The following is a 16853-nucleotide window of genomic DNA, read 5'->3' as shown; positions in this document are numbered from 1 at the left end:
AAAGTCGATGTTATTTAGATACCTAAAATTTGGAAAAATTTAAGTTATGAAAAACTTGGTACAGTTGACAGCTTTTGGTACTATTTTATTCCCTCTAGTTGTAGCAGGAAGCATAGCTACTACAGCACAAGCACAGCCAGAGCCAGGAGGGATTTCTGCCCCTCATGTGACACTGAATGTACAACGTAGTAGTGGTATATGTCCTCAAAAAATTGGACTGTGGTGGTTTGTTCTGCCTTATGAAGGCGGCGCTGAACACACGGTAGTCGCAGATACTAGGGAATTTGCAGATGAAACTAAGTTAGTTTCATCTAATAATAAGCAGTTTGTGGAATTTGTTTTGCCTTTACGCAGTAATTATGCTTCTTGCGTAGGTCGAACTAGTGGGCAGGAATACACTTTCTACAATGTAGAATTTAAGAATAAAAAAGCTTATTTTCGTGTAGATTTACGAAAAATTGATGCGCCCGCTCGCCTAATCACTTACAAAAGTGTAGTGGCTTCCCGTCCTTATGTCAGATGGGCGATCGCTGACTAACTCCTCAATGATTAGTTTGACACCTCAAATAGTAGAGTTTTTCTCTAGTCAGGGTTTGAACAGGGAATAAAATAATCTAGAAAAATATGGCAATTTTTGTAGGTTGTGATACGCTATCTGCTTGAGAAGTGTGGAGGAGCCGAAAATGACTAAGCTGCGGGTGGGGTTACTGTTTGGCGGTCGTTCGGGAGAACATGAAGTTTCGATCAAATCAGCACGGGCGATCGCTAACGCCTTGAGTGCAGATCAAAATGCTAATAAGTACGAAATACTGCCTTTTTACATCCAAAAAGATGGCCGCTGGCTGGCAGGAGAAGCACCCGAAAAGGTTTTAGAAACTGGCACTCCGCTACTGGAATCGACAGAATCAACATCTGTTGGAAATCTGACATCCAACCCTCAAGCCCAAACCCTGAGCAATTGGCAATCTCCCTCTCAAGTTGCCCAAGTAGATGTTTGGTTTCCCATCCTCCACGGCCCTAACGGTGAAGATGGAACGATTCAAGGGTTACTGACTTTGATGCAAGTCCCCTTTGTCGGTTCTGGGGTGTTAGGTTCGGCAATGGGAATGGATAAAATTGCCATGAAAATGGCTTTTGAGCAAGCGGGACTAGCACAGGTAAAATACAAGGCGGTAACTAGATCGCAGGTTTGGTCTAATCCGTGCGTATTTCCGAAACTGTGTGATGAAATTGAAGCAGCATTAGGTTATCCTGCTTTTGTCAAGCCTGCTAATTTGGGTTCATCGGTGGGTATTGCTAAAGTGCGATCGCGCCAAGAATTAGAAGCCGCCTTAGATAGTGCTGCCAGTTACGATCGCCGACTAGTTGTAGAAGCGGGAGTCGTCGCTAGAGAAGTTGAGTGTGCCGTTTTAGGTAACGATCAACCCCAAGCCTCTGTCATTGGAGAGATTACTTATGACAGCGATTTTTATGATTATGAAACTAAATATACTGAGGGTCGGGCAGATTTACTGATTCCTGCCCAGCTTCCAGATGCGATCGCTCGTCAAATTCAGGACATGGCTTTGCAAGCTTTTGCCGCTGTTGACGCTGCTGGGTTAGCAAGGGTAGATTTTTTCTATGTGGAAGCAACACAAGAAGTATTTATTAACGAAATAAATACGTTACCAGGCTTTACTGCAACGAGTATGTATCCTCAACTCTGGGCACATAGTGGAGTCTCCTTTCCAGAATTAGTCGATCGGTTAATTCAACTTGCTCTTGAAAGGCATTCTCCTAGCTGACAGAATAAATAAGCGAACTGATTTCAGATTATTACGGCGAAAAGTCACAATAAATACAGAACTTTGGCAAAATTTAGCCAGATTTTGTAGCTTATGTTTTACAAAAAAGCTACAAAAATCTGAACTTTGTTACGGATACCTGATGCTTGACTCCTCCAGTACAATTTATTGACTAGAGGGGTACAAATCTGAAAGTAATCATGGAAAAAAGTCAGAGTGTACAGCGCGAGCGAACCCAATTAAAAAGGGCTACTCCAGAGCTGACAAACAGGAAATCGAGACTAAGAAACAGCTCGAATGTTCTGATATATCTGGTTGCACATCATCCTTGGCTATTGTTAACCGGGTGTTTAGCCATGTTTCTGGGAGGTGGCACCTTTGCGTTATATAGCTTAGGTAATGCTGGCCCCGTGCCACAAGAAGAACCAGAAAAAATCCCAGTTATAGTTGAAGAACCAATCAGTCTGCCCTCTGAGAATAGCAATCCTACACCTTTATGGATGATTGCTGCGATCGTTCTCAGCTGTGGTGGTGGTTCCTTGCTGATTTTCCGAATGTTTAACCGCACCAAGCAACCACAAAAAGTTCAAAAACAGGTTAATCGCCATCAGGTACGCGTGGCACAGAAGCATCACCAAAAATTGGAACCAAATCTTCCTAAGAGTCAGCCAATTTTTGTGCCACAGCCACAACCACAACTAATGCCCCTTATGCAGATGCAACCTAAAACAAAGCATCTGGTAACTGTTCTCCCAGCAGAACACAAGCACCACCTGGATACGCGCACAGAACCTTTAGCAGACTTGATGGATCTTCGTAAAAATAGTTCATTGTCTGCCATTTTACGCCAGTATTAATATTACGGTAAAGTAAAACCCCGTTAAATTAACACTTTTTGCCAATTAGCTTGGCTTAGATTCCCGACTTTCTCTAAGAAGTCGGGAATCTTGTTATGTACGAATAATTTATTTGCTCTATAGCGGTTAAACCGCTTTTAAAAAGTTAGATATGAGCAAATTAGGAAATTTAAAAACTTGCCAAAATGGCAACCAGCTTTTGATGATTCAAGTTAAATTGTATGAAGATAAACGACTTCAAGGGTTTGATTATCAGGGACTACCACCAAAGTAAATTTCTTTTGTAAAACCCTATTTACTAAGTGATTTACAAAAACAAAAAGCTATCTATAACAATTATTTGCAGAGTATTTATCTCAGTAAATAAATTCAATAATCAGGTTTGGCATTTGCTGCAACAGGAATATTTAATGCGTGCAGGCGTTGTTGTTAAACTACGCATTAGCCCCCAAGTAACGGGTAACGTCTGTATACATTCCTGTTCACTTCAGCAGCAAATGGTAGAGTGGGAGTTTGAAAGCTGACTGATATGCTTCCTCCCACTCTCTTTTTATCGAAACAGAATTCATGAGTCAGGAGCTAGAATTTAGAATTCAGGAGCTTAGTGGCGCAGAAAAGTTTTCGGAGTCTCAAATTGAGAAGACAGTAACACGGGAAAACTCAATTTGTTGCTCTATCTGCGTTCGTTTTTTTAGTGAAGCAGTGACAAGTGGAGGACTCTTTCGAGGTAAGGTAGCTAATAGGGGAATTGGGAGGCGTTGATAACATAAACGTTCCATTTCGGCCAGATAACACTCCTCGTGCTATTGTTAAATACTGAGCAAGCTTTTCTTAGAACTTCGCTATTGCTATAGAGTCTTATTTATGCAGTTTAAGCAGGAGCCGTATCTTTAGATTGGTAAAAATCGTGCTTCAGCACTGAAGAGTTGAAATGCTGAACCAGCTTTATCATTGGTAAAAGAACAAACATCATGATGATAGTTCTATCAAGCTGCCCAGTTGAGTCATGAGTAATCAGTTTGCATTTGATGTTTTCCTAAGCTACAGCACAAAAGACAAGGCTGTTGTTCATAACCTGGCGAAAAGGCTAAAGAAGGATGCTGTCCGGGTATGGCTTGATGCCTGGGTGATTGAACCGGGAGACTCAATACCACTCAAGATTCAGCAGGGAGTAGAGCAGTCACGCACACTGCTGATGTGTATGTCACCTAACTACTTTAAATCTGAGTGGGGCAAGCTAGAACACCAATCACTTTTATTTCGCGATCCTACCAATACCCAACGTCGCTTCATTCCCATTTTGATTGCTGATTGTGAACCGCCCAACATTATTGCCCAGTTTCTCTACATCGACTGGCGCAATACATCGGATGAGGCTTACCACAAGCTTTTAGCTACATGCCGAGGGCGAGAAGTTGAGCCATCAGAATCTGCTCTGTCAATGGACTCTATTATCCAGGAGCCAATAGTTATTGAAGGACATGACGGTGAGATATATTTCATAGCTATTACTCCCGATGGCAAGACCTTTGTATCGGGTTCTGAGGATAAGACCCTCAAGGTTTGGGATTTAGCCACTGGACAATACCGAGCCATGTTTGCAGGCCACACACTGGACGTGTGGGTAGTTGCTATTACTCCCGATGGCAAGACCGTTGTATCGGGGTCTGGGGATGATACCCTCAAGGTTTGGGATTTAGCTACTGGACAATGCCGAGCCACGTTTGCAGGCCACACGGATACGGTGTTCGGAGTTGTGATTACTCCCGATGGCAAAACCGTTGTATCGGGGTCTGCGGATGATACCCTCAAAATTTGGGATTTAGCTACTGGACAATGCCGAGCCACGTTTGAAGGCCACACGGATACTGTGCAGGTAGTTGCTATTACTCCCGATGGCAAGACCGTAGTATCGGGGTCTGGGGATGATACCCTCAAAGTTTGGGATTTAGCTACTGGACAGTGCCGAGCCACGTTTGCAGGCCACACGGATATTGTGATCGGAGTTGCGATTACTCCCGATGGCAAGACGGTTGTATCGGGGTCTGGGGATGATACCCTCAAAGTTTGGGATTTAGCTACTGGACAGTGCCGAGCCACGTTTGAAGGCCACACGGATCGTGTGCAGGTAGTTGCTATTACTCCCGATAGCAAGACCGTTGTATCGGGGTCTGACGATGCTACCCTCAAGGTTTGGGATTTAGCTACTGGACAATACCGAGCCACGTTGGCAGACCACACGGATGCGGTGTACGCAGTTGCGATTGCTCCCGATGGCAAGACCGTTATATCGAGTTCGGCAGGAACGCTGAGGATTTGGCAACTACCTGAGCCTGATAGTTCGAGCCAAGCTACTCTCGGAACGCGCTACACCAATGCCAAAGTCATTTTGGCGGGAGATACCGGTGTCGGCAAATCTGGGCTAGCTCTGCGCCTCACTCGTAAAACCTTTGAACCGACAATCTCCACTGATGCTCACTGGGCTTCTCAGTTCAAGCTATCCCAAAACACCAACACCTCAAATACCGCCCGCGAGATTTGGCTATGGGACTTTGCGGGACAGCCCGACTATCGCCTTATCCATCAGCTATTTATGGATGAAACCCAGCTTGCGGTACTGGTGTTTAATCCCCAGCAAGAAAATCCCTTTGAAGGGCTAGGGCAGTGGGACAGCGACTTAGAAAAAGCGTCTCGTCGCGCTTTCAAAAAGCTGCTGGTTGCGGGGCGCTGTGACCGAGGTGGCTTGATGGTCAGCAAAAATGGCATTGAGGAATTTCAAAAAGAGCGAGGCTTTGCCACTTACCTGGAAACCAGTGCTCAAACGGGTGCTGGTTGCAACGACCTGCTCCAGGCCATTATCGAAAACATCGATTGGGATTCTATCCCCTGGACAGCGACTACCCAAACGTTTAAAACCCTAAAAGAGGAAATCATCAAGCTGAGGGACGAAGATAAGGTTCTGCTCCGCATGGCGGAACTCAAGCAGCAGTTTGAACTCCGTCTGCCGAATCAATCCTTCACGATTCAAGAACTACGGGCCGTTGTCAGTCTGCTGGCTGGGCCAGGATTAGTTTGGAAGCTTGAGTTTGGCGATTTTGTGCTACTTCAGCCCGAACGCATCAACGCTTATGCCTCAGCCTTGGTGCGTAAGGTTCGCGAACACCCCGAAGAAATTGGCTGCATCCTGGAGCAAGACATCCTCGATGCCAATTTGGATTTTCAAGACATGAAGCGGCTACCCCCTGACGACGAAGCCATTGTACTGCGGGCAATGCATCAAACCTTGGTGAATTATGGCATCTGCTTGAGAGAAGAAACCGAACAGGGAAGGCAACTCGTATTGCCGTCATTCTTCAAACGCGAACGTCCTGACCTGGAAGATCATCCCGCCCCGATCGTGAGCTATCGGTTTAAGGGGGGGATCGAAGAGATTTATGCAACCCTGGTGGTGCGCCTGCATCATACGTCAGCCTTTGACAATGACCGTCTCTGGAAATTTGCCGCCGATTTCAAAACTCCCGCAGGCCAGCAAATTGGCTTTAAGTTGACAAAGAAGCGGGAAGGCTCGGCAGAGTTAATGGTCTACTGTAACCCTAAAATTCCCATCGATACTAAAGTCACATTTATTCGATACGTCCATGAGCACCTATTCCAAAAAGGTACGGACGTGCATCGCGATCGCCACTATGTTTGCCCCCACTGTGCCACCCCTGTCGAAAATCTTAAAATAGTTCAGAAGCGCTTAGAAGCAGGCAAAGAAGACATTCTCTGCGTCAATTGTGAGCAGCGAGTTCCCCTGTGGGACTTAATTGAGCAAAAATTTGCCTCACCGGAGTTCCAAGAGCGAGTCCGTAAACTAGAAGCTCAATCCCAAGCCGGGATTGATAACGAAAGCAAAGAACTGATTTTGGTGGGACATGCCTATGCGATCGCTGGGGAAGCAGGACAAATCTTTCGCCAAATCTCAAACTCTGACTGGGGCATTGATGGTGAGATCGAGTTCAAAAACGACCAAGGAGAAGCCAGCGGCAAGCGAGTTTATTTGCAGCTTAAGTCTGGAGACTCATATCTATCTAAGCGCAAAAGAGACGGTAAAGAGATTTTCAATATTAAACCACGTCACGCTGAATACTGGCATCCTGACAGCCAAAATTATCCGGTGATGCTTGTTATCCGTACTTCAGACCAACAAATCCGTTGGATGAATATATCTGACTATCTAGCAAAGCATGGCAAACGAAAAAGGCAAATTGAATTTGACGGTGAACCATTTACGGCTTTGAATCTGGTGAATCAACGTAATCGTTTGTTGGCTTAGGCTGTTGTTTTAACTTAAGTATTCGTATCTGCAACACGCTGCGCGAACGTAGAAAGCGTCTGAATCACCGGATTTAAAACCCCTACTAAAATATTACTGAATTCTGAATTCTTCTTTAGAAGTTAGTCTCTTGTAAAAACTCAAGAATCGTTTTATTCAACACCTCAGAAGCCCCAGTTGAGGCATCATGACAGCAGTTAGATAAAATCTGTAATTTAGAATTGGGGATATGTTGATGTAGTTTTTTACCATGACTAGCAGGAAACCAACTATCTTGCTCACCCCACAAAACTAATGTAGGGCACTTAATCGCACTCAGTTTATTTTGAATTTTGGTGAGCATATTTGGCTTATTTGCTTGCCAATTCTCAATTTCCCGCGCCGCTATTTGTAACTCTTCGGCAACTTTTGCGATCGTACCAGGCAATTCAGTAAACGGGTAAGTTATCCAATAGATATCTTCCTGCGTCAAAATTGAGGGATCGAATAATACCCCACGTCTTTCTATTGCCATAACTTCTCTAAATAGAGGTGCAAACAAATATGTCAGACGTAAGGAGTCAATTGTTTGCATTACTTCTAAGGGCGTTTTGGCAAGCAACCACATAGACCAATGGGGTAGCTGTTCGGCAAAAACAGGTACGTTTACTACTATAAGCCGTCCAATTAAATGCGGATTTTCCTGAGCAAGAGCAAGGGCAACTAATCCTCCTAGAGATTCGGCCACAATCACTGCGGGTTCATCACATAATGCCTGAATAATTCTTTGAAACTCAATAACTTGATGACCGTTGTGTTCTTTACGAGACAATGGTTTTTCCGAAAAACCAAAACCTTTAGCATCAAAACAAATTACTCGGTAATGTTTAGATAATGCTGCTACGCTGTGGCGCCAATTGTAGCTCCAACTCCCCATTCCATGTAACAAAATTAGCGGTTTACCTCTACCTTTTTCGCCATAAGCAATTTGTATAGGATACCCTTTAGCATCAGTAATAACTAGACTTTGCCGACCTTTAGGAAAAGTAGCTTGCCACCAATCTTTCATTCTTTTATCAATAAACAATTTAACCGCCTGTAAAGGCGCTCCACAGGATTCTAATTAGAATCACGGGCAATGCTACTAAGACAATGGAGATTAACAACAATCCAACCAAAACGGCAAAGATAAACCATCTGTCTGCACTCTTTTGCTCGCTGGGAAACTTTAAGTATTCTTCCAAGAGCTTGATATTATTAGTATTAGCTCTCCAGGCAAAATCAAAAAAGTCTCCCAAAACTGGGACAGCGCCTACCAAACCATCAATGATTACGTTCAAAACCATTTTACCTAGAGTGGCTCTAGATACGCCTAGCCGCGCTGCTTCTAGAATGATGTAGCTAGAAAACATTATTCCCAAAAAATCACCACCAATCGGTATGAGTCCTAAAATTGGATCTAAACCAAAACCAATCTTTGTACCAGGAATGGTAATAACATTATCCAGCAGCCGACTTAACTGACGCAGACGTTTCAGGGTGGGTGCTTTGGCATCAGGTTCAATCATTGAAAATCGAGGAGGAGAATCAGGCATGGAGGCGATCGCTAACTTTGTATTGAATCGTTAGATATTTTACTCCCCTACTGAGCTTTTGCAATCATTTTCTCAAGGATTTACGAATTAATATTTGACTTGCGATTGCAGCTGGGCTTTTAACTGGGCTTTTAAGCGCATATCTTCGCCGACAGTCACGTTCAACTGATCGCCGATTAACAGAACAGCAGCGCTCATTGACAGCCAGAGCATTAAAACTATTACAGCCCCTACAGCACCATATACTTTATTATAATTGCCAAAATTCGCCACATACAGCCGAAATAGGGCAGACAACATTGCCCAAAAAACAGCTGCTAAAATTGCTCCAGGCATCATTGGCGTGCCTGAGTTCCACTCGCTTGGGCCATAGCGATAGACAAAGCCAAAGGCGACAGCGACAATACTTAAAGTTAAAGGCCAGCGTAACAGCAGCCAAAGATGCAACAAAAAGATTAAAGAACTATTTTCGCGCGCTACTATTCCCAATAGCCAATCGCTGGTAAACACTGAGAAAGAAGCAAGTATCAAAAGCAACATAGTACCAACTGTTAATCCCAGAGAGACAAGCTTGGCTTTCCAAAAGGGGCGGATGTTTTCTGAGGGAATTTGATGGATTTGATCGAGGGCTGTCATTGCGGTACTCACCGCCCCAGAAGCAGTCCAAATTGCTAATACAAAGCTTAGAGAAAATAAACCACTGTTTTTGGAGTTAGTAATTTCTGTGGTAGCAAAATCACGAATTAGCTCCAGGGCTTGTTCGGGTAGGACTTGACTTAGTTGTGCCGCCAGCTGTTTAAAGGTGTTTTGTAAAGATTCTGCCAATAAGCCAATGGCTGTGATGATAGCAAGAATTGCTGGAAACAGCGATAGCATGGCATTAAAGGCGATTTCCGAGGCGAGTCCCAAAAGTCGCCTTTCGATTGTCCTGGAAAAAGTTTTTTTAATTGTGCGCCAATTGAGGTGGCGAAAGAAGCGAAAAAAACGAAGCTTTGGCATAATTTAGAGTTAAAACTGGTTGGGTTGATTAACTACTGTGCTAAATTTTGCGTAGCGATCGCATCTATCTTTCTACCGCAAGAATACCGAGTGCGAAGTGGGGAAGAGTTCCTAACTAATGACTATTAATGTATGAATCAAGATTTAACACAACAGTGGTTGACAGAAATCCAGGTAATCAAAGAGCAGATGGCACAGCTGCAACACGAGCGCGATACAGCTTGGGAAAGTGCCCAAAAATGGCGTCAGCTTTACAACACAGAAGCAGAACAACGCCGCACAGATGCCCAAATGTCCCAACAGACGATCGCCTCCCTCAAGGCAGAACTGCATAAACTCCAAGGTTTTGAAGTAGACACACTGCCTGCTGGGACACCAATAGCGATTCAACAAGAAATAGAACAGCTAAAATCTGTGGAAGACTTGCAAGCTAAACTGATCGCCGCGATTAAAGAACGCGATCGCCTTTTGCAAGCTTTGAAAACTGAGCAGGATAATCACGCCCAAAGCCGCAATAACCTGACTACTGCCTTGGGTGATGCTATTGATAGCTTGGCACATGAACGAGCAGGGGGAGGGAGCAGGGGGGCAGGGGAGCAGGGGAGCAGGGGAGCAGGGGAGAAGTTGCAGTAAGTTTTTCTTCTTTGCCCCTCTGCCCCTCTGCCCCTCTGCCCCTCTGCCTCTTCATGCCAAATGCCCTAAAATCCCATTGCCTTAGCTACTGCACCCAGTTCTGCCGCGATACCTTGTTGAAATTGACTGTGATTGTGTTTAATGGCTGTATCTGGGTCTTTTAGTCCATTGCCTGTGAGTACACAAACCACTGTCGCTCCTGTGGGAACTTGGTCTTTCACCTGCAACAACCCAGCGACAGAAGCGGCGCTAGCAGGTTCGCAGAAAATACCTTCTGATGCTGCCAAAAGTCGATAAGCGTCGAGAATTTCGGCATCGGTAACGGCGTGGAAATTTCCCTGACTGGCGGTTTGGGCTGCGATCGCTAAGTCCCAACTAGCAGGGTTGCCAATACGAATTGCTGTCGCTAGGGTTTCGGGATGCGCCACTGGCTGACCGTGTACCAACGGGGCTGCTCCTGCGGCTTGGAATCCCATCATCTTGGGTAAGCGATCGCATTTTCTGGCTTGATGATATTGACAAAATCCCATCCAATATGCTGTGATATTTCCCGCATTGCCCACGGGAATACACAACCAATCTGGTGCATCACCCAATGCATCGACAATTTCAAAGGCTCCTGTTTTCTGTCCTTCTAGCCTGTAGGGATTGACCGAATTCACCAAAGTGATCGGATAGCTTTCGGCCATCTCGCGGACAATTTCTAGCGCTTGGTCAAAATTACCTTTAATTGCCAATACTTCTGCGCCGTACAACAACGCTTGAGCTAACTTGCCCAGCGCTACATAACCGTCGGGAATCAGTACAAAGGCATTCATCCCTCCCCGTCTGGCATAAGCGGCGGCGGCGGCTGAGGTGTTGCCCGTGCTGGCACAAATTACTGCTTTTGCCCCTGCTTCCTTGGCCTTGGAAATTGCCATAGTCATCCCCCGGTCTTTGAAGCTGCCGGTAGGATTGAGACCGTCGTATTTTACAAAAACCCGTACTTGTCTGCCAATGCGTTCTGCGATCGCTGGCGCTGGTATTAGAGGTGTGTTGCCCTCCAATAGAGTGACAATCGGTGTTTCTTCGCTGACAGGCAAGTATTCGCGATAGGCTTCTATCAGTCCGGGCCAGGGTTGGCGATGAGATGTAGCAACAGACAGGCTCAAAGTCACGGGATTTAAAATTTCTTAATGTAAGGATTGGATATTTAGAAAGGGTGGGATCGGGAAACGCCAAATGGGAAGAGGAAGAAAGTAGATTTTTCGTTACCAGTTGCCGATTCAGAGTTCCCTAATCCCAAAGAATCTTGTTAAGAATATTATTTTTTGTGGTGCAGGCGTTTCACTTGCTATTTTATCTAGAACGTTAATTTATCATAAACCGCCACGGCGACCTTCGGTTCAACAAATTACCTTAGAGGAGAATGACGACGAGAAAAATCATCTGTAAATCTATAGGACTCTTATTTAATTTTTGAACAAGACTGAGTACGTATCTATCCTATTCCTTATTCCCTGTTCCCTGTCTATACAAGTAAATTTAGGAATCAAGCCTGATTCCCATATCAGACTTACGTCATAACTCTCTGAAACTCTTATTTACCCGTGGTTAAAGTCGCATTAAGTGAATTATTTTATTCAAGTTTATCTATGTATTTTCCCACCCTATGCGTTTCAGTGAAGATAGGAAAATACTTAAGAGCCTGTCTCTTTTTGATGTTAGCCTTCCACCTCCCTTTCTACGAGAGACTGCACCAAGTGCAAGTGCTTCGCCCTACGTTTTTTCATGATTTAGCATAATTCTTGATATAGTCTACATATAATTTCTTGCGTAAATTCCCTAAAAACAGCGATAATCATTAGTACAACCATAATTGACAAGAGTATAAATTAACTATTCCTAAGTACCGTCCAGTAGAAGGAAGCTTTACACACTTGGGTCAGTGTTTTTTTGGAACACAGCCATTATAATCACCGTCTTTTATGATTGAACCCAAAATCCATTAGAGTAATTGATTGAAAATATCCAATAATGTAATAAAGCTTAAAATAGCATTATTATAATATTTCTAATGGTGTGAGTTAAATTGTGGATTTAATTAGCGATGCCTACTTATTTATCTAACGTTTCCGATCGCGAGTCCCAGACTGCCTGGGTCAGTAAGTTAACCAAGTCTTATTATCAAGACGATCAGCAAGCTAAATTGATGCATTTACAAGCAGAGGTAGACTCTCTGTTGCAGCAATTGGAAAACCTGAAGCACCAACGTCTAGCCGAAACCAACCAAAAAGAAGAATAAGTCCGTCTTCTAGATAGCGATGTCTACGACGGGCTATGCCTACGCTTTTCCCCTCTTTAATTTAAATTTGAGTAAAGGGGAAATTTGAGTCAGGGGTGCGTTATTCAAAGCGCTGATTTTTCTCTGACCAGCGCCTCAAACTGTAGTTATGAGCATTTTCTACCAGTAAAGCTAAGGATTGCACCCCTGAAAGCTTGGCGATCGCAGAGAGTCTTTGTAAGTAATTTCCTGTAAAATCAGTGTAAATAACTTTATTTGCATCAGACAAAATTATAGTCCGGTCGCGGCGCTGCTCTGTGTTTTCTCTTTGAATCTCAGGTGTCGCCTGATTCAAGGATGCTATTGCTTCTGGTGAGATAGTCAGTATTATTTCTGATTGAGCGTTATTTGTTAAATCAATCACTTGAACGGGCCAATCACCCAATTTTTCCTGCATCTGTTCAAAGCTAGGAATAGCACCAGCCGGAAATTCACCAGATTGCTGCAAAGATTGCCACAGACTCGATAACATTACCTTCACCCCTTGGGGATTTTGTTGATGCAGCTCTCGTAGAGTAATAGGAGATGGTTGCACCCATTCCAGTGCTGCATTAGTCAAAGCTAAAGGTTTGGGTTGGAGAACATCGTTTTGATGATCTGGGATTTTTGGCCCAGCAGCTAATAGGCGCAAAACTTTACCCCGTAGTTGCACCGCTTTGATAGCAGCTATAGTGATTTTTTGTTCTCCATTTGGCAACCAGACTACAATCTGGATTTCCGGGTCAGAAGTGATTCCCAAAGTTTTCCAGAAAAATTTGGCGGCGTCAGTTTTCGGGGGGTTGAAATTCTCAAAGGGGAAATTTAGCCAGCGTTTCCCGTCATTAAATGCACTCACCTCCACCTGATACCAAACTTGGTTATCCGTAAGTTTCAAATCTGCTGGGGAATTTGGTTGTAGCCATTCGGTGTTGGTAACTTGAGTAATTGGTTGCACCGTACCAACAATCTGACTAGGGTGAGTAGAGGATATTTGCGACTTTGTACCCTTACCATTGAGTCTTGCCAACAAACCTTGAATATACGCAAGATTTTCTTTGGTAATTTTTGGTTGCGCCTTTAACCAAGAATTAGCATGTCCTTCTCCCCGCTGAACTGCCAAAATCAACACGAACCAAGCTTGCACCTCTCGTCTATTTGGGTTTACCTGTAACGCCGCCACTGTGCGATTCCACAACCGTTTTTCATCAGCTTTGAGTAGAGTAGCAATTTCTTGGGCATTATGTGGCGACGTTTCAAACACCTGTAAAGCTTTCTCCCAGCGCCCATCAATCAAATCTGCCAGCACTTCTTGACTAGGACTTGCCCAAATTTTCTGGGCTTGGGTTTTAGTAAGTTGAGAATGCAAGCGAATCAAATCCATTTGTGCTTGCGCCGCTTCTGGTAAAACTCCTTTGCGCTGTTTCTTGATGAATTTCAACCATTCAAAGGCTGGTGTCCACAATCCACTACGAGCAATTGACAAGGCACTTTGGTATCCAGAATCTTTGAAGGTCGATGATTTGAGGCTAATCGCCTCCAATTGAATTGGTTTGAGGAATAACTTCAAAGGTTTGACTTGGTAAACCTGTAAGTGCGGTTCTAAACCTACTGTTTGATCGACAACTAACTCTTTTGTACCATCACCAGTTACCTGCTGCCATTTCGGCAATTGTCCGTTAGGACTAGTCCAAGACAACATTTGTAGTAAATTCGTGCGTTCTGGATTGTAGTATACGACGTAACCGTAGCGGATCGCACCAGCTCCTTGTGGGCGTTTACCCCACAAATCAAACCAAACCCCTGATGATGGTGTCTTACCTTCAAAGCGTTGCACTTCAGTTAAAGGTAGGGGAGTACTGATATCCTGGGGTTCTGATGTTCCATCAAGTAAAGAAGAAATTACAAAGGATTCATCTGGGCCAGTTACAGGTAATTGAGTCGCTAAATAGTAGTAATTTTCTGACTGAGATTTAAACTCTAACTCAACTGATCGCTCGTAAACCCTAAGTTCCACCAGTTCTTCACAATCAGATTGACAATTAGCACGTTGTTGAAAAACTGGTAGTAAAAATGAGGTTTTCACATTCTGATGTAAAGGCAGAGTTTCCCCAAATATTTGGTTTTTTTTACTCAAATCGAGTTGAATTTGTTTGAGAGTTTGGGGGCGTTCGTGTTTACCAAGGGGGATTTGTGCCCATGCGGGTAAAATTTTATTTAGCCAGCTTACTTCGTCTGGATTGAAGATGAAGAGAACACTAATCCAGGCAAAAGCCATAATTAGACTAGCACTACTTAAGATAATTGCGATCGCTAATATTGACGACAACCAACTTCCTCGTTTTAGCTTTTTCTGGGGTTTTTTAGCGACGCGTTTCATCGCACCAGCAGGAGGTTGATTTAGTTTAGAGGCTTTTGGCTTCAGCTTGCGTGAACGATTTGCCATAAATTCGAGATTAGAGAATTGAGGATAGGGATTGAGAAACTCTTTCCTAGTCCCCAGTCCCCAATACCCAATACCCTGTTATACTCGCCCTTTCAAAAGTTGCCCAGAAGCATTAAGTCTAATTTGGGACAAAATCCGTAAATCTCCCCATGTGAACCCTAAACGATCGCGAATACACTCTTCACTTAAGTATGTGAGCAGAGTGTAAAAAATTGAAAGGTAGACTTATTAGCCGCAGTTATTGCAAAACCTGGATGCTCGCATCGTTAGTAATTGCGGGAATAAATGGAGTTGCACAAAAAGCATTAGCACAAGAGTACATCAATCCAGAAACTACTCAGGAGATAGGAGTTAAGGGCGATAATATTATTCCCTCGTCCCCTTCCCTCTCTCCAGAAGAACCGATGTCCCAAGTTACATCTGTATCTCAACTCAAGGACGTACAACCCAACGATTGGGCATTCCAAGCCTTGCAGTCTTTGGTAGAACGTTATGGTTGTATAGCCGGCTATCCAGATAGCAGCTATCGCGGTAATCGCGCCTTAACTCGGTATGAATTTGCTGCGGGTGTAAACGCTTGTTTAGATAGAGTCAACGAATTAATCACTACAGCCACCAGCGATTTAGTCACTCGCGAAGATTTAGCAATATTACAAAAATTACAGTCAGAATTTGCCCCTGAATTAGCAACTTTGCGGGGTCGTGTCGATAATTTAGAAGCCAAAACTGCTGAAATCGAAGCCAACCAATTCTCAACAACAACTAAACTCAGTGGACTACTGATAGTTGGCATTCAAGGACGAACTAACAATCGTGGTGATGTTAATCCTAGAGATGGACAAAAGGATACAGATGATGCAGGGACAAATATTAATCTTATGTCTCTGGCACAGCTGTATTTAACTAGTCAAATCACTCCCAGTAGTTACTTGTTTACAGGTCTTTTAGATGGTAACGGAAAAACTACACCTAGATTTACCAATAGTGTTTCCCGGAATGATGTTTTTCTTGGCTACGAATTTCCTACAGATAGCTTGATTGTAAGTGACCTAAATTTTCATTGGCTGGTGACAGATAAATTAGCAGTAATGGTAGGAACAGAAGGCGTAAGTATGCCAGCTGCTTTCCGAGGCCCCAATCGGGTAGAAAGTGCTGCAACAGGGCCATTATCTTATTTTGCCCAAAGAAACCCAATTTTAAATATGGGATATGGTCACGGCGGTATAGCTATTGATTGGCAATTTGCTAAACGCGCTAGTTTGCAGGCAATTTATACTAGTTATCAACCAGGGAATCCCGGTAAAGGTAGCGGTTTATTTGATGGAACCACTACTACAGGCGTACAATTACTGCTAACACCAACCGATACTCTAGATTTAAGTTTATATTACGTTAACAATTACGCTTCAGATGGTTGTTTGCTAACCTTTGTTGGTGATGAATGCTTAACTACAGTTAATACCACTACCGGCAAATCAGCACCGCTACAAACTAACGCGATAGGTGCAACTCTCACTTGGCAAATTTCTCCTCGCATTAGCGCAGGTGCGTGGGGTGGTTATACTAAATCTTATATTCCTGGGCAATCGGGAAGTGTAGAAACGACAAATTATATGGTGTTTCTAAATTTTCCTGATTTATTTGCTAAAGGAAATTTAGGAGGACTTTATGTCGGTCAACCTCCTAAAATCACTAGTAGTGACTTACCTGTAGGAAATAATGTCCCTGATTTTATCAATACAGGTTTAGGACGTGCAGGTGGGCAACCAGGTACGACCACTCAAATCGAAGCATTTTATCGTTTTCAGCTAACAGATAATATCAGCATTACACCAGGAATAATTCATCTTATCCAGCCTGGTAACACACCAGATAGTGACTCAGTTACTATCGGCATTCTGCGGAGTACTTTTAGTTTTTAATTTTAGTTTCACATAATAAGA

The 16853-nt window shown here is 43.7% G+C and carries 13 protein-coding genes; 8 read left to right on the top strand and 5 right to left on the bottom strand.

All coding sequences use genetic code 11. The features are described 5' to 3' along the window. The first annotated feature begins 46 nt into the window (after nucleotides 1-46). From AC1F2U_RS04585 to AC1F2U_RS04565, 5 genes are all read left to right on the top strand, one after another. Nucleotides 47-538, top strand: coding sequence for a hypothetical protein (locus tag AC1F2U_RS04585; protein ID WP_480260037.1), 492 nt, complete (start codon nucleotides 47-49; stop codon nucleotides 536-538). 145 nt (nucleotides 539-683) lie between these two features. Then, nucleotides 684-1784, top strand: a complete 1101-nt coding sequence (locus AC1F2U_RS04580) for a D-alanine--D-alanine ligase family protein (RefSeq protein ID WP_480260036.1) — start codon at nucleotides 684-686, stop codon at nucleotides 1782-1784. 356 nt (nucleotides 1785-2140) lie between these two features. Next, nucleotides 2141-2641: a hypothetical protein gene (locus AC1F2U_RS04575; protein ID WP_480260035.1), complete on the top strand. Its 501-nt coding sequence runs from the start codon at nucleotides 2141-2143 to the stop codon at nucleotides 2639-2641. A gap of 151 nt (nucleotides 2642-2792) precedes the next feature. After that, the gene (locus tag AC1F2U_RS04570) at nucleotides 2793-2915 is read left to right on the top strand and encodes a hypothetical protein (protein ID WP_480260034.1); all 123 of its coding nucleotides are present in this window, start codon (nucleotides 2793-2795) and stop codon (nucleotides 2913-2915) included. 732 nt (nucleotides 2916-3647) lie between these two features. Continuing rightward, nucleotides 3648-6959 (top strand): TIR domain-containing protein, encoded by a 3312-nt coding sequence (locus AC1F2U_RS04565; protein WP_480260033.1) that lies wholly within the window; start codon nucleotides 3648-3650, stop codon nucleotides 6957-6959. 115 nt (nucleotides 6960-7074) lie between these two features. Here AC1F2U_RS04565 and AC1F2U_RS04560 read toward each other — a convergent pair whose 3' ends face one another. The 3 genes from AC1F2U_RS04560 to AC1F2U_RS04550 form a co-directional block, all read right to left on the bottom strand. Further along, nucleotides 7075-8007: an alpha/beta fold hydrolase gene (locus AC1F2U_RS04560; protein WP_480260032.1), complete on the bottom strand. Its 933-nt coding sequence runs from the start codon at nucleotides 8005-8007 to the stop codon at nucleotides 7075-7077. A 19-nt stretch (nucleotides 8008-8026) separates the two neighbouring features. Beyond that, complete coding sequence (locus tag AC1F2U_RS04555) at nucleotides 8027-8533, bottom strand: DUF4112 domain-containing protein (RefSeq protein WP_334720362.1); 507 nt, start codon at nucleotides 8531-8533, stop codon at nucleotides 8027-8029. A gap of 87 nt (nucleotides 8534-8620) precedes the next feature. Beyond that, a complete protein-coding gene (locus tag AC1F2U_RS04550) occupies nucleotides 8621-9532 on the bottom strand; it encodes a YihY/virulence factor BrkB family protein (protein WP_480260031.1) in 912 nt (303 codons plus the stop codon). A gap of 132 nt (nucleotides 9533-9664) precedes the next feature. Between AC1F2U_RS04550 and AC1F2U_RS04545 the strand changes: the two genes are divergently transcribed. After that, on the top strand, nucleotides 9665-10165 hold the full coding sequence (locus AC1F2U_RS04545) for a hypothetical protein (RefSeq protein WP_480260030.1): 501 nt from the start codon (nucleotides 9665-9667) through the stop codon (nucleotides 10163-10165). A gap of 65 nt (nucleotides 10166-10230) precedes the next feature. Here the strand turns inward: AC1F2U_RS04545 and thrC are convergent, their stop codons facing one another. Next, complete coding sequence (gene thrC / locus AC1F2U_RS04540; RefSeq protein ID WP_334898845.1) at nucleotides 10231-11322, bottom strand: threonine synthase; 1092 nt, start codon at nucleotides 11320-11322, stop codon at nucleotides 10231-10233. 932 nt (nucleotides 11323-12254) lie between these two features. Between thrC and AC1F2U_RS04535 the strand changes: the two genes are divergently transcribed. Next, nucleotides 12255-12449, top strand: a complete 195-nt coding sequence (locus AC1F2U_RS04535) for a hypothetical protein (RefSeq protein WP_292778303.1) — start codon at nucleotides 12255-12257, stop codon at nucleotides 12447-12449. Between the two features lie 100 nt (nucleotides 12450-12549). On the opposite strand, the gene AC1F2U_RS04530 is transcribed toward AC1F2U_RS04535, so the two are convergent. After that, nucleotides 12550-14910, bottom strand: a complete 2361-nt coding sequence (locus tag AC1F2U_RS04530) for a hypothetical protein (RefSeq protein WP_480260029.1) — start codon at nucleotides 14908-14910, stop codon at nucleotides 12550-12552. Nucleotides 14911-15164: 254 nt separating this feature from the next. On the opposite strand from AC1F2U_RS04530, the gene AC1F2U_RS04525 reads away from it, so the two are divergent. After that, entirely contained in the window at nucleotides 15165-16832 is a 1668-nt protein-coding gene (locus AC1F2U_RS04525; RefSeq protein ID WP_480260028.1) for an iron uptake porin, read from the top strand. Nucleotides 16833-16853 lie beyond the last annotated feature (21 nt).

The organism is Nostoc sp. LEGE 12454 (assembly GCF_056620565.1).
This window is presented reverse-complemented; position numbering and strand designations above follow the sequence as displayed.

Coding starts and splice junctions, on each gene's coding strand:
- AC1F2U_RS04550 (WP_480260031.1), bottom strand. CDS start 9,532: ATGCCAAAGCTTCGTTTTTTTCGCTTCTTTCGCCACCTCAATTGGCGC.
- AC1F2U_RS04525 (WP_480260028.1), top strand. CDS start 15,165: ATGCTCGCATCGTTAGTAATTGCGGGAATAAATGGAGTTGCACAAAAA.
- AC1F2U_RS04555 (WP_334720362.1), bottom strand. CDS start 8,533: ATGCCTGATTCTCCTCCTCGATTTTCAATGATTGAACCTGATGCCAAA.
- AC1F2U_RS04570 (WP_480260034.1), top strand. CDS start 2,793: ATGAGCAAATTAGGAAATTTAAAAACTTGCCAAAATGGCAACCAGCTT.
- AC1F2U_RS04575 (WP_480260035.1), top strand. CDS start 2,141: ATGTTTCTGGGAGGTGGCACCTTTGCGTTATATAGCTTAGGTAATGCT.
- AC1F2U_RS04545 (WP_480260030.1), top strand. CDS start 9,665: ATGAATCAAGATTTAACACAACAGTGGTTGACAGAAATCCAGGTAATC.
- AC1F2U_RS04585 (WP_480260037.1), top strand. CDS start 47: ATGAAAAACTTGGTACAGTTGACAGCTTTTGGTACTATTTTATTCCCT.
- AC1F2U_RS04530 (WP_480260029.1), bottom strand. CDS start 14,910: ATGGCAAATCGTTCACGCAAGCTGAAGCCAAAAGCCTCTAAACTAAAT.
- AC1F2U_RS04560 (WP_480260032.1), bottom strand. CDS start 8,007: ATGAAAGATTGGTGGCAAGCTACTTTTCCTAAAGGTCGGCAAAGTCTA.
- AC1F2U_RS04580 (WP_480260036.1), top strand. CDS start 684: ATGACTAAGCTGCGGGTGGGGTTACTGTTTGGCGGTCGTTCGGGAGAA.
- AC1F2U_RS04535 (WP_292778303.1), top strand. CDS start 12,255: ATGCCTACTTATTTATCTAACGTTTCCGATCGCGAGTCCCAGACTGCC.
- AC1F2U_RS04565 (WP_480260033.1), top strand. CDS start 3,648: ATGAGTAATCAGTTTGCATTTGATGTTTTCCTAAGCTACAGCACAAAA.